Origin of the sequence: Bacillus sp. KICET-3, assembly GCF_033261025.1 — a bacterium.
In the GTDB taxonomy this organism is placed as follows: domain Bacteria; phylum Bacillota; class Bacilli; order Bacillales; family Bacillaceae; genus Bacillus; species Bacillus sonorensis.
In genome coordinates, this window is record NZ_CP137345.1 from 3030904 (window position 1) to 3043443 (window position 12540).

13 protein-coding genes are annotated in these 12540 nt (G+C 46.9%); 3 read left to right on the plus strand and 10 right to left on the minus strand.

Translation table 11 applies throughout. From position 1 onward, the window contains the following. Positions 1-38: 38 nt before the first annotated feature. The 4 genes from lepA to gpr form a co-directional block, all read right to left on the minus strand. Entirely contained in the window at positions 39-1877 is a 1839-nt protein-coding gene (gene lepA / locus R5H20_RS15435; RefSeq protein WP_006637623.1) for a translation elongation factor 4, read from the minus strand. 170 nt (positions 1878-2047) lie between these two features. Then, positions 2048-2371 (minus strand): YqxA family protein, encoded by a 324-nt coding sequence (locus R5H20_RS15440; protein WP_006637624.1) that lies wholly within the window; start codon positions 2369-2371, stop codon positions 2048-2050. Between the two features lie 17 nt (positions 2372-2388). Further along, positions 2389-3591, minus strand: coding sequence for a stage II sporulation protein P (gene spoIIP, locus R5H20_RS15445; protein ID WP_006637625.1), 1203 nt, complete (start codon positions 3589-3591; stop codon positions 2389-2391). Between the two features lie 134 nt (positions 3592-3725). Next, positions 3726-4832, minus strand: a complete 1107-nt coding sequence (gene gpr, locus R5H20_RS15450) for a GPR endopeptidase (protein WP_006637626.1) — start codon at positions 4830-4832, stop codon at positions 3726-3728. Between the two features lie 205 nt (positions 4833-5037). Between gpr and rpsT the strand changes: the two genes are divergently transcribed. Then, positions 5038-5304 carry a 30S ribosomal protein S20 gene (rpsT, locus tag R5H20_RS15455; protein WP_006637627.1) on the plus strand — a complete coding sequence of 89 codons (267 nt, stop codon included), beginning with the start codon at positions 5038-5040 and terminating at the stop codon, positions 5302-5304. 47 nt (positions 5305-5351) lie between these two features. Here the strand turns inward: rpsT and holA are convergent, their stop codons facing one another. Then, positions 5352-6392, minus strand: coding sequence for a DNA polymerase III subunit delta (gene holA, locus R5H20_RS15460; RefSeq protein WP_006637628.1), 1041 nt, complete (start codon positions 6390-6392; stop codon positions 5352-5354). A 232-nt stretch (positions 6393-6624) separates the two neighbouring features. On the opposite strand from holA, the gene R5H20_RS15465 reads away from it, so the two are divergent. After that, positions 6625-6756, plus strand: a complete 132-nt coding sequence (locus R5H20_RS15465) for a YqzM family protein (protein WP_006637629.1) — start codon at positions 6625-6627, stop codon at positions 6754-6756. A 90-nt stretch (positions 6757-6846) separates the two neighbouring features. Here the strand turns inward: R5H20_RS15465 and R5H20_RS15470 are convergent, their stop codons facing one another. The 3 genes from R5H20_RS15470 to R5H20_RS15480 form a co-directional block, all read right to left on the minus strand. Next, positions 6847-9177, minus strand: a complete 2331-nt coding sequence (locus tag R5H20_RS15470) for a DNA internalization-related competence protein ComEC/Rec2 (RefSeq protein ID WP_006637630.1) — start codon at positions 9175-9177, stop codon at positions 6847-6849. A 6-nt stretch (positions 9178-9183) separates the two neighbouring features. Beyond that, the gene (locus tag R5H20_RS15475) at positions 9184-9753 is read right to left on the minus strand and encodes a ComE operon protein 2 (RefSeq protein ID WP_006637631.1); all 570 of its coding nucleotides are present in this window, start codon (positions 9751-9753) and stop codon (positions 9184-9186) included. 67 nt (positions 9754-9820) lie between these two features. After that, positions 9821-10444 (minus strand): helix-hairpin-helix domain-containing protein, encoded by a 624-nt coding sequence (locus tag R5H20_RS15480; RefSeq protein ID WP_373926326.1) that lies wholly within the window; start codon positions 10442-10444, stop codon positions 9821-9823. An 86-nt stretch (positions 10445-10530) separates the two neighbouring features. Between R5H20_RS15480 and comER the strand changes: the two genes are divergently transcribed. Next, complete coding sequence (gene comER, locus R5H20_RS15485; protein WP_006637633.1) at positions 10531-11352, plus strand: late competence protein ComER; 822 nt, start codon at positions 10531-10533, stop codon at positions 11350-11352. Between the two features lie 67 nt (positions 11353-11419). Here the strand turns inward: comER and R5H20_RS15490 are convergent, their stop codons facing one another. Both R5H20_RS15490 and rsfS read right to left on the minus strand, forming a co-directional pair. Then, complete coding sequence (locus R5H20_RS15490) at positions 11420-12175, minus strand: class I SAM-dependent DNA methyltransferase (RefSeq protein ID WP_006637634.1); 756 nt, start codon at positions 12173-12175, stop codon at positions 11420-11422. Continuing rightward, complete coding sequence (gene rsfS, locus R5H20_RS15495) at positions 12175-12528, minus strand: ribosome silencing factor (protein ID WP_006637635.1); 354 nt, start codon at positions 12526-12528, stop codon at positions 12175-12177. The genes R5H20_RS15490 and rsfS overlap by 1 nt, the downstream gene beginning before the upstream one ends. Between the last annotated feature and the right edge of the window lie 12 nt (positions 12529-12540).

Below are 12540 nucleotides of genomic sequence, written 5' to 3' on the forward strand. Positions count from 1 at the left end.
GGAAGAAGCCGCAGTGGTTAAGCTGCGGCGGCAGGGTCTTATGATTTCTGGCCGCTGTCGTCCATTTTCAGTACAGCCATAAAGGCTTCCTGCGGAACTTCGACAGAGCCGACCTGTTTCATTCTTCGCTTTCCTTCTTTTTGCTTTTCAAGCAGTTTGCGCTTTCTGGAAATATCTCCGCCGTAACATTTCGCCAGAACGTTTTTGCGCATCGCCTTGATCGTTGACCGGGCGATGATCTTCTGGCCGATGGCAGCCTGAACCGGCACCTCGAACTGCTGACGCGGAATCAGTTCTTTCAGCTTTTCAACGATGACCTTTCCGCGCTCATACGCATAATCGCGGTGAACGATGAAAGAAAGGGCGTCGATTTTTTCGCCGTTCAGCATGATGTCCATTTTCACGAGTTTGGACGGTTTATAGCCGATCAGTTCATAATCAAACGATGCATAGCCCTTTGTGTTCGATTTCAGCTGATCGAAAAATTCATAAACGATTTCAGCGAGCGGGATTTCATAAATAATGCTGACCCGGTTGGCATCGAGATACTGCATGTCGATAAACTGGCCGCGCTTGCCTTGGCATAATTCCATCACCGCCCCGACAAAGTCGTTCGGCACCATCATCGTCGCTTTGACGTACGGCTCTTCAACACGTTCGATCTTCTGCGGATCAGGCATATTTGACGGGTTGTCGACGACGATTTTTTCGCCGTCCGTCATGTAAACGTTGTAAATAACGCTCGGCGCCGTCGTGATCAGATCGATCTTAAATTCGCGTTCAATCCGCTCCTGGATGATCTCCATGTGGAGCATGCCCAGGAATCCGCAGCGGAAACCGAAGCCGAGGGCCTGGGACGTTTCAGCCTCATATTGAAGAGAGGAGTCGTTCAGCTCCAGCTTTTCAAGCGCTTCCCGCAAATCATTGTATTTCGCGGTATCGATCGGATACAGTCCGCAATACACCATCGGATTCAGTTTTCTGTAGCCTGGCAGGGCTTCCGGAGCAGGGTTTTCCGCGCTCGTAATCGTATCCCCGACGCGGGTGTCCCCCACGTTTTTGATAGCCGCCGTCAGGAATCCGACATCACCGACGGTCAATTCATCGACAGGAACGGCTTTCGGCGTAAATACACCGACTTCTGTGACTTCAAATTCCTTGCCAGTCGCCATCATCTTAATTTTCTGGCCTGCTTTGACGGTCCCCTGAACAACCCTGATATAAGCGACAACGCCTCTGTAAGCATCGTAGAGGGAATCGAAGATCAAAGCTTGCAAAGGCGCTTCCGGATCGCCGCTTGGAGCCGGGACTTTTTCGACGATCTGTTCGAGAATCTCCTCAATTCCGATACCCGCTTTGGCAGAGGCCAAAACGGCTTCTGAAGCATCGAGTCCGATGACATCTTCCACCTCTTGGCGGACGCGCTCAGGCTCTGCGCTCGGAAGGTCGATTTTATTAATGACCGGAAGAATTTCGAGGTCATTATCAAGCGCAAGGTAAACGTTTGCGAGCGTCTGCGCCTCAATCCCCTGTGCCGCGTCAACGACGAGAATCGCGCCTTCACACGCCGCCAGGCTTCGCGACACCTCATAGGTGAAGTCTACATGCCCCGGGGTGTCAATGAGGTGAAAAATATATTCCTCTCCGTCTTTCGCTTTATATTTCAGCTGTACGGAGTTCAGTTTAATGGTGATTCCTCTTTCTCGTTCCAAATCCATCGAGTCGAGCAGCTGCTCTTTCATTTCCCTTTGAGTGATTGCCGCCGTTTTTTCCAATATCCGGTCTGCCAAAGTGGATTTTCCGTGGTCAATATGGGCGATAATAGAGAAATTGCGAATTCTCGACTGTCTTTGTAATCGTTTTTCTTTGTCTGTCACACTAATCACTCCTACTATGAAACGCAACATGCGCTAGCTTAGATTATATCAATAGGCATGTGAAGATTCAATGTTTAGAAATAAACGCGGGGGAAAGCGGATTTCCCATCATGGAAGCGGCAAAAAAGAGAAAAACAAGCTGGATGGTGCAGCTCGCCTTTCTCTTCGTCTTAATCCGTTTTCTCTTTTATCCAATCATACAAAGACCGGGCCGAGTTCGTGACCGTGTCGGCCAGGGCGCGGCCGGCGGAAGAAAAGAAGTTGAATGCTTCCAATTGTTCAAGCTCTTTCTGCTTTTCTTCCAAATCGATTTGATGGCCGAGAATTGAAGCCTCTTTTGCTTCACCTTCAGAAAAGCTGAGCGCTCCTTTTAAATCGGGGTCTTTGTAGCCCTTCATTTCCAGCATCCCGTTATTCGCCTGCTGCATGCCGAGCAGAACGCCGAAAAACATGACGGCGGAAACCAATATACATTTCCCTATAAAAGAAGCCACTTTTCATCACCTAGTTTCTATTGTTTTTTCTTATCGTCTTCACCTGAAGGGGCATCGACTTTTTCCGCCTCCCAGAACATCTCGCTGAACACGTCGGCCGTTGCGTCTGCGGCCCGTTCCAGCTCTGCGCGGTTATTATCGACGCCTCCGAATTCCATCAAGACCGATTGCTCGTTTAAATCCTGGTTGTATACGCCATTATCTCCAGAAGCGCCTTTCGATATAACGCCGCGGCTCAAGCCCGGATATTTTTTTTCCATCCGTTCATGCAGCTCTTTTGCCAGCTTTAAATTCGCTTCAAAATTAGAGCTTTTTTTGCCGATGACAAACGCGACCCGCGCATAGCTTTTTCCGTTTATCGTCGTCGTGGTCGCTTTTTTGCGCTGCGCATCCCGGTGAATGTCAATAAAGTACTGCAGATCCTTGTTTCGGGCCATCGCTTCTTTCACGACCGGCCTTGATTCATCATAGGAGCGCGGATAGCTCCAGCCTTTCTTCTTCAGGTTGGCCTGAATGTCCGTTTTATCCACTTTTGCGCCGACGCCTTGAGATTCCATAGCATCAGCAAGCATATCGCTGACAAGCGTGACATTCGCTTTTGAATGCATGGCAAGGTTTGGATCGGTTTCACCCTTTAAAAACGGCAGATACGATTCGGTATTATGCGTGTTATAAATAAATACCACTTTCCGGTCGCCCGTCGACTGCTCGGGAGGTCTTTTGTTTCCATCGTCTTCTTTCTTTCCTTCAATCTCTGCAAGATTTGCTTCTCTTTCTTCTTTTAACACTTCAGTCGGCGGCGGAGATTCTGAGGGCATATTGGTATAATCGGTCCCCTGCCCGGCGACGAGAATGTCTGAATCAAAATGCGAAAAGCCGGGAAGCTCGCGTCCGAGAAAACTCCGCGGGTCTTTTAAATTAATGCTTGTCGCCAATTTGAGAACCAATGGCGAAAGCTCAATCCTTTTGTTTGGATCAGGCAGTGCAGATGCGAAATAATGGTTTTCCATCCCCAGGATGTGTCCAAACGCCTCACCCGCCAGCTCATCCGTCACCCGGTAAAACGAAGAAGACGGTCTCAGTTCAGGCCGGAGAGATGTGAGCACCCCTGACAAAATAAAAACAAGCAGCAGGCCGGCAATAAACAAGAAAACTGATTTGACCGCCGTTCTTCCGTTTACGGCCAGCACAAACTGACGATTTCTGCCTCTTTTTTTCATCGTAATCCCTCCAGAGCTTGTCTAGTAAATAGACTATGTACAAGCTAGAGGAAGTAGAACAAGTAAGTTTCCCGAAAATCACCTGCTCCGGATACAAAATAAAGGAGGGGCTGCAGCCTCCTCCTTGCAATGCTTTAATGATTATACATGCCTTTATTGTCTTGCGATACGTTTTCATGCAGCGCGGTGTTCAGCCCGTTTGCGATGACGTTTGCCATGTCGTCGATAAACGTGTCGACTTCTTTTGGCGTCACCATTAAATTATGGCCCAATGGGGCAAGCACTTCATAAATCAGCTGCCTTTTTTCATCTTCCTGAAGCCCTCCGACAATGCCGAGGAACGATTTGCGCTGCTCCTCGTCCGGAAGATCTTCCTCAGTCAACACCTTCTTTTTCCCGAAGCTCATTCCCGCAGGAACAAGGGAACGGGACGGGCTGTTGTCTCTCATTTCTCTTCCAAAATGCTTCAAAATATAATCGATCGTATCGCTTGTAATCGTGACCGCATCGACTACAGTCGGAACGCCGATGGCGATGACGGGAATGCCGAGCGTTTCCTTGCTCAATTCTTTTCGTTTATTCCCCACCCCTGAGCCGGGATGTATGCCACTGTCGGAAATTTGGATGGTTGAATTGACGCGTTCGATCGCCCGTGATGCAAGAGCATCGATCGCGATGACAAAATCGGGCTTTGAACGGTCGATCACGCCCTGGATGATATCGCTCGTCTCGATTCCCGTCAGCCCCATCACACCCGGTGAAAGCGCGCTGACCGGACGGTAGCCTTCCTCCACGTTTTCCGGCTGAAGTTGAAACAGATGCCTTGTGACAAGAAGGTTTTCAGTTACAAGCGGTCCGAGTGAATCAGGGGTCACATTCCAGTTTCCCAGCCCAACAATTAAACAGCTGGCATCCTCTCCAATCCCCAAATACTCAAGAAAAGCGGAAAACTCCTTGGCAAACACATTAATCACTTTTTCCTGAAGCTCGGAATCCTGCTGCCTGATTCCCTGCGTTTCAAAGGTTAGATAGCGCCCCGCTTTTTTGCCGGACAGTTTGGCCCCATCTTCGTCAATATCCATCGTCTGGACTTTTATCCCGTCCTTCTCATATTCTTTGATTGTAAATCCTTTCAGTTCTTGTTGGGGAGAGGTTTCCCTCTCATGGGCCAAATCCTTTGCTTCAACGGCTAAATCCGTCCGAACGGTATACTGGCTTAAGTCAAGCTTTTTTTTCTCCATGTTTGCATTCCCTCCAAAAACATAACTGTTGATAGTGTTTCCCTGCTGTCCTGCAAACATTCCCCAAAGGACCTCTTTCAAATAAAAATACTTTACATTTATATTGCAATCTAAAGGTGTGTTTGATAGAATACAATTTGTTCTATTGTTGAGATCTAACCTATAGAAAAAGGAACAGAGGTTATTTCTTAGGAGGTGAAACACATTGCCAAACATTAAATCAGCGATCAAACGCACAAAAACAAACAATGAGCGCCGCGCACACAATGCGACGATCAAATCTGCAATGCGCACTGCCATCAAACAAGTTGAAGCTCTTGTAAGCAACAACGAAGCAGACAAAGCAAAAGCAGCTCTATCCGTTGCAGCTAAGAAAATTGACAAAGCAGCGAAAAAAGGTCTTGTCCACAAAAATACTGCGGCTCGTTACAAATCAAACCTTGCTAAAAAAGTGAACGGACTTTCTGCATAAAAGAAAGCTTGGCGAAATTGCTTGCCATGCGAAAAGCGGCCTCTCTCCTATAGAGGGCCGCTTTTTTCATCCGGCTGCAAAAGCCGCAGCAGAAACAGTTCAAGCAGAAGCTGCTTGTCCTTTTTTCCGGTCTTCATTTCATAATCGATCACGGCGAGCTGTTCGATAATGCTTTTGAGCTCCTGTTCTGAAAACAGCCTCGCCTGATCGCTCGCCAGCTTTATTCTGAACGGATGGACTTTAAGATTTGAAGCAATTTGCTTTTGTCCGTAGCCCTGCTGTGAAAAATATTTGGTATGCAGGATCAGCCGGAATTGATTGGCGATCAGCGCCATCATTTTAATCGGTTCTTCATTTTGTTTCAACAGGTCGTAAAAAATCTGGAGCGCTTCTGTTCGCCTGCGGTTGACGACCTTGTTGATCAATTCAAAAATATTCTGCTCGAGTCCCCTTGCAACAAGCTTTCTAACGTCATCCAGCATAATCTGATCGCGGTCGCCGATATATGTACTGAGCTTTTTGACCTCTTGAGCGATGGCCGACAGGCTCGCATTGCATAATATGACAAGCTCCTCAGCCGCTTCTGTTTCGATTTGTTTCCCCTCTGAGGCGGCAAGGCTTTTCATGAAGTCGGCTGTTTCTTTCCCGTTCAGCTCTTTCGCTTCGACCATATGCGCGTGTTTTTTCAGCAGCTTGGTCAGCTTTTTTCGTTCATCGAGCTTTTCATAAGGAGCCAGCAAAACAAACACGGTGTAAGGCGCCGGCTGTGCGATGTAAGCCTCAAGAGCGCCCAGGTTGTGTTCCAGCTTTTCCTTCTTTTTTTCAGCCGTTAAAAAAGACGGGTTTTTAGCAACGACGAGACGCCTCTCTCCCATAAAAGGAAAGGTTTCAGCATCTTCAACGGCAAGATCGAGCGCATCTTCTTCCAAGTCAAACACGGAAAGATTAAAGTCTTTCGTTTCTTCATCAACGACGGCTTGTCTTATCATTTGAACCGTCTCCTGCAGCAGATATGTCTCTTTTCCGTATAAACAGTAAACAGGATGAATATCGCCTTTTTTTAAGCTTTTCCAAACATCAAATACCATCATCTGTACTTTCCTCTCTTTCATCCTTCCCTTCTATCCTAAAGTGTGTGTTCCAATTAGTAAAGAGAGAAGCGGAGTCATCCGCTCTCTCATTTATAATAAACGCCTTCTATAAACCCCCGGGCCAGTTTATAAAAGACGATGTTCATAAATGTTAGAAAACGGTTGCAGGAAGCTTCTAGATTTTTCTAAGGAATTGAATTATACTGAATATCAATAGGAGGGGTAAATTGTGAATGAATTTGAAAAAGACGTACAAAGCAAACGTAATGATCTTGTAGATTCAGGTGTCGGTTTTGTCGTGGCTTTTGGATTTTTTGCTGCAATGTTTATCATCGCTACTGTCATACATTTGGCTGCATGACCGCAGCCGGATTTCGCGGCATCACATATGAAAAAACTTTTGCCTTCCGCCAGCCAAACTGCCGACTGCTTAACCGCAGTCTTTTTTCTGTTACGGGGAATATACTTTATCATATGGAGGATGGAGCAAAAACGTTCCGTCCCCTCTTCCAAATAGGTACTGAACCGCTCCGTCCCGGTCTGTCCTGAACACCTTGACCTGATGGCGTTTTAAAATCTCCAGCACCTCTTTGTGGGGATGGCGGTAGCGATTGTTTTCCCCCGCCGATATGAGGGCCGCTTTCGGTTCGATACGGTTGATCAGCTCCTCTCCTGTCGATCCTTTGCTCCCATGGTGGCCGACTTTAAGAATGTCGGCTTTCAGCCTTGGATAGGCTTTGAGCATCTCCCGCTCGCCTTCCTTTTCCAAATCGCCTGTTAAAAGCCAGCTGAAGCCTCCAGCGTTCATCCATAAAACGAGGGAACTGTTGTTTTTGCTGTTTTTGTCTGCCGTTTCCGGCGAAAGAACATAAAACACCAGATCACCAATGACCAAGCGGTCCCCTCTCTTTGCCGTTTTCACATCCACTCCCCTTTCCAGAGCAAAACGGAGGAGCTTTTCATCTGCCGGTTCTGCCGCATATCCTTTCGGCACAATCAATTGTTTCACCTTATTTTTCCCGATCAGAATTTCAGCCTCTCCCATATGATCATGATCGGCATGCGTCAAAATCAAAGCATCAAGTTGTTTAACGCCTTTTGAAGCAAGAAAGGGGATTAATACTCTTTCTCCCAAGGATACATCTTTTTTTCTTTCCCGCCATGCCTCCTTTTTAAAGGAAACAATCCCTCCGGTATCAATTAAAACATTTCCCTTTTGCCCCGGAGCGCTGATATATATGCTGTCTCCCTGCCCGACATCAAGCATTGTCACTTCTCCTGAACCGATGAAATGCGGGGCAGCGGCGTGAAACAGAAAAGCGGAAGCAAGCAGACAAGCCGGAATGGCGAGCGTTTTGCAAGAGATTGCTTTTTCGATAGACATCAGAAGGACACATATTGAAGCTATATAAAAAAGCAAATGGATGACATCGGGTTTAACAGCGGAGAACGTGAAGATCTCAAGGGAAGACGCCGCTTTTACCGCCCAATGGCTCCATCCGAGCAGCCAGTCAAGCACGCCCATTGCAAGATTCCCAAGAGGAGGCGCAACCAACAAAATCAATAACCCGCCAAATGACAGCGGCATCACGATGAACACATAAAACGGTACAAAACATAGATTCATGAGGACACTGAGGAAGGAAACCTCTTGAAAGTGAAAGAGAAGAATCGGAAGTGAACCGAGCTGGGCCACAAAAGAAGCCAACAGCAGCCTGACGGTTTGATGTTTAGGTTTTAAAAGTATTTCTTTTGAAAGAATAAACACGAAGGATGCTGCAAAAGAAAGCTGAAAACCTGCCTGGAAAAGCATATAGGGGTTGAATAACAATAGACCGAGCCAGGCAATGCTGAGAACCTGCGCGCCTCTTAAACGATTCTTGAACAATGAAGAAAGCAAATATATTTCAGACATGAACGCCGCTCTAAGCACCGAGGGAGCTGCGCCTGTCAGCATAACCGCGGCTGGAAGCATCATGATCAAGCACCATTTTGCATGTTCCCTCGTTATCCCGATCCGGAGCAGCATGTAAAATAAAACGGCCGAAAGTATGCCTACATGGAGACCTGAAATGGCTAGAAGATGGATGATCCCGAGGCTTTGATATCCGTCCAGCACGTCCTGCTCAATCAGAAACCTGTCGCCGAAAACCAGCGCCTGTACAATACCCGCAGATGTTTCAGGCACATGTTTCTCTATAAAACCAAGACCGGCTTTTCGGATTTTCAGCAAAAATGAAGCCGGACCGCCTCCTGACTGACAGCCTTTGATCGACTGAACCGCAAAATTCCAGTGAATGCCCTGCTGGCGCAGATATTCTTTACGATCAAACGTCCCGGGTACAGTTGCTCTCTTAGGAGTTTTTAATACGCCTGTCATGAAACATGTACTGCCCGGCTCAAGCTTCGAAAGCGCCGCTTTTTCCTGTGGAGACTGAAGGATGTAGTTCGCTTTCACCGCTTCTCCTTCAGCCATTTCGGCAGTGAAAGCGAGACGGTCCCCGTCTATTCTCGGAATATCGCGAACAGACATGTACGCACGGAAAGCGCCTTCCTTGTAGCGAGTCGTATTCGAACTGTCAATGGCCATAAAATAAATCATATAAAAACCGCAGATGACTGTACAAATGAAAAAAAGGAGAAATTGCTTCTTGATCTGACTGAAGATGAAAAGCAGACTTAAAAAGATGATGAGGGGGAGAAAAGAAGAAGATTGGGCGGAAGCAATTCCGGCTGCTGCTGAAATTGCTCCGCAGGGAAGGATGCGGTAGAGAAGACCCATTGTAGATTACACGTAGCTCGTAAACAACTTATTGGCCTGTTCATGGATTTTTCTGATTTCCGCTTCTTCCAGTCCCGCCTCAGACAGCTGTCTGATCAGATCGGCCACAAATGATAATTTCTCCTGATTTTTCAAGTCAATGATCATTTCGTCCAGCTCCACCTGCTCCACTCTGACCGAAGCCTGCTCGAACAGTTCGGCTGCATACGGATGATTTTTATAATCCTTTGCATAATATATCGTTTTGATTCCCGCTTGAATAATGGATTTGCAGCATTGGATGCACGGAAAGTGAGTCACGTATATTTCAGCGCCTTCAGTCGGAACGCCGAATTTTGCACATTGAAGGATCGCATTCATTTCCGCGTGAATCGTCCTGACACAGTGCCCGTCGATGACGTAGCAGCCTTCATCTGTACAATGGACTCCTCCAGCGATTGATCCATTGTAGCCTCCGGCGATAATTCGTTTATCCCTGACTATCGTTGCTCCCACAGCAAGCCTTGTACAAGTACTGCGAAGCGCAAGCAAATGGCTTTGCGCCATAAAGTATTGATCCCAAGAAATCCGTTCCACTTCATTTCCCTCCAAAATACGATGTAAGCTTCCCTAAGTTTACATATGTTTATCCTTTGGCGTCAATTTACTTTACTGATATTGACGATTTTATTTTCTCAAACGTTTTTTCGCCAATCCCTGATACGTTTGTAATGTCTTCAATCCCCTGAAAAGGGCCGTTCTCTTCACGGTATGCGGCGATCGCCTCCGCTTTTGAAGGTCCGACGCCGGGGATCGCTTGAAGCTCCTCGGGAGAAGCGGTATTGATATTCACCGTTTCCGTTCCGCCTTCAGCACTTGATGGTGCTGCCGTTCCTGTACCGGCTTGAACGGTTTCTTCGCCTTCAAACGGAATATAAATCACCATGCCGTCCTGAAGGACAGCAGCCAGATTGATTTGTTTTCCCTCTGCGTTTTTCACGGTGCCCCCGGCTTTTTTCAGCAATTGGTGCACTCTTTCTCCCGTCTTCATCTCATAAACGCCCGGTTTTTTAACAGCCCCCTTCAGATCTACGACAATTCTGTCCGGTTCTTCGCTTTCCTTTTTCTCCGCTAGATCGGCCGCTTGAACGGATGCGGCATCAGCCGGCAAAGAGTCGCTTCCGGCTGATTCATGGTGGAGTTTTGGCATTACCATGATCGAAATGACAGAGAGCGCCGCAATAAAGACTCCCGCCGCAGCCCATTTGTAACGTTTCAGACTATTCACCAACAACTCACCTTGCTTTCCATACATATTTTGACTAAGGCCTTCATATCGTTTAAAAGATACAGGTTTAAAGGAGGGGAGAACGATTGAAAATCGGCTTTATCGGCACAGGAAATATGGGGACCATACTCATTGAGGCGCTAATTGAATCTAAAGCGGCCATTCCCTCATCTTTAACAATCACAAACAGAACGATCGACAAAGCGTTAAACATAAAAAAGCGATACCCGGGCATTCAGGTCGCAGAGCGGCCGGAAGAAGCCGTTTCCGAAAGCGAGGCCGTGTTTATTTGTGTAAAGCCGCATGATATACACCCTTTGTTAAAACGATTGGCACCTGTTTTCACACCGGATCAGATTTTGATTACCATAACGAGCCCGGTTCAGGTCGAACAGCTTGAAACCATTGTTCCGTGCCAGGCGGCGAGAGTGATTCCAAGCATTACAAACAGGGCTTTGTCAGGCGTTTCGCTTTTAACATTCGGTGAAAGCTGCAAACCGGAGACAAGAGAAAAGATCACAGACCTGATGAAGAAGATATCGATTCCTCTGGAAATCGAAAACGGCATTACAAGGGTTGCCTCAGATATTGTCAGCTGCGGCCCCGCCTTTATCAGCTATTTAATCCAGGAGTTTATCCAAGCGGCCGTTGAAGAAACATCTGTGTCGAAAGAGGATGCCATTTTGATGTCAAAGGAAATGCTTGTCGGTTTGGGAAGGCTGCTTGAAAGCGAACTTTATACACTGCCGACGCTTCAGAAAAAGGTTTGTGTAAAAGGCGGGGTGACCGGTGAAGGGATCAAGGCGCTGGAAAGCGGTGTTCAAGACATGTTCCGCCAGATGTTCCGCAACACCCATTTGAAGTATGAAGAGGATATTGCCGCCGTCAAGAAGCAATTCCAAGTCTGATTCATTGTTGCATACCTGATGCGGTTTCTCAACAACGAAAAAAGGCATTTTTAAAACCATCGTCATGTTAAACGATGGTTTTAGCTTTTTTGGCTGTATAAAAATGGCGTTCTGTATCTGGCGCAGGTTTTCGATCTGAAAAATCGGCCGTTATCTGCTGTACGTCAAATCCCGATGCTCGCAAAAAACGGGTGTATTCCTCAGTTTCAAATGTCCGCTGTTCATGGGTTTCATCAAAACGTTCATACACCCCTCCATTTTCTACGAAGAACGTCAGATCGTGCACAACCGAATGGACGGCTTCTCCCGGAAAGCTTTGCCAGATCACGCTGATCTCTTCATCTTGATCAGCATACGTACTGCCGGGAAAGACATCATCCATTTTGTATACGGAATGGACATCAAACAACAGAAGACCGTCATCCTTCAATAATGAAAAAACGCTTTTAAACGTATCTAAAACATCTTTTTCATCTTTTAAATAATTTAAGGAATCACAGCAAATCACAACCGCGTCGAATTTTTGATCATGCCCGGATAAGTCGCGCATATCCTGCTGAAAAAAACGGATGGGCAGCTGCCGGCCGGCTGCTTTTTGCTGAGCCTGCGCCAGCATGTCTTCGCTGATATCAACGCCTGTGACATCATATCCCTTTTCTGCGAGGCGTACGGACATTTCTCCTGTCCCGCACGCCAAATCGAGAATCCGTACAACATCTTTCCCGTACGCACTGAGCGTATTCTCTATCCATTCGACCCACTGGTCATACGGGGCATGAGCCATCAGCGTGTCATATACGCCTGAAAATCCTTTATAAATCATTAATTGACTCCGAATGTGAGATCTTCAATCGGGGCGTCTCCCCAAAGTTTTTCAAGGTTGTAATAGCCTCTTTCTTCCTTGTGGAAAACATGGGCAATGACGTCTCCCAAATCGATTAAAATCCATCTGGCTTCGTCAAACCCTTCCATTTTCTTGACGTCTATTCCATTTTCTTCAGCCCGATCCTTAATTTCCCGGGCAATTGCCTGTACCTGCTTATCAGAATTCCCGTGGCATATCAGAAAATAATCGGCTACAAGAGAGATTCCCTGCATATTCATGGCGATAATATCTTCTGCACGTTTATCATCACAGGCTTCAGCGGTAATTTTCAAAATTGAAGCTTGATCCATTCACAAATTCCT

Coding starts and splice junctions, on each gene's coding strand:
- gpr (WP_006637626.1), bottom strand. CDS start 4,832: ATGGAGAAAAAAAAGCTTGACTTAAGCCAGTATACCGTTCGGACGGAT.
- spoIIP (WP_006637625.1), bottom strand. CDS start 3,591: ATGAAAAAAAGAGGCAGAAATCGTCAGTTTGTGCTGGCCGTAAACGGA.
- R5H20_RS15470 (WP_006637630.1), bottom strand. CDS start 9,177: ATGGGTCTTCTCTACCGCATCCTTCCCTGCGGAGCAATTTCAGCAGCA.
- R5H20_RS15490 (WP_006637634.1), bottom strand. CDS start 12,175: ATGATTTATAAAGGATTTTCAGGCGTATATGACACGCTGATGGCTCAT.
- rsfS (WP_006637635.1), bottom strand. CDS start 12,528: ATGGATCAAGCTTCAATTTTGAAAATTACCGCTGAAGCCTGTGATGAT.
- holA (WP_006637628.1), bottom strand. CDS start 6,392: ATGGTATTTGATGTTTGGAAAAGCTTAAAAAAAGGCGATATTCATCCT.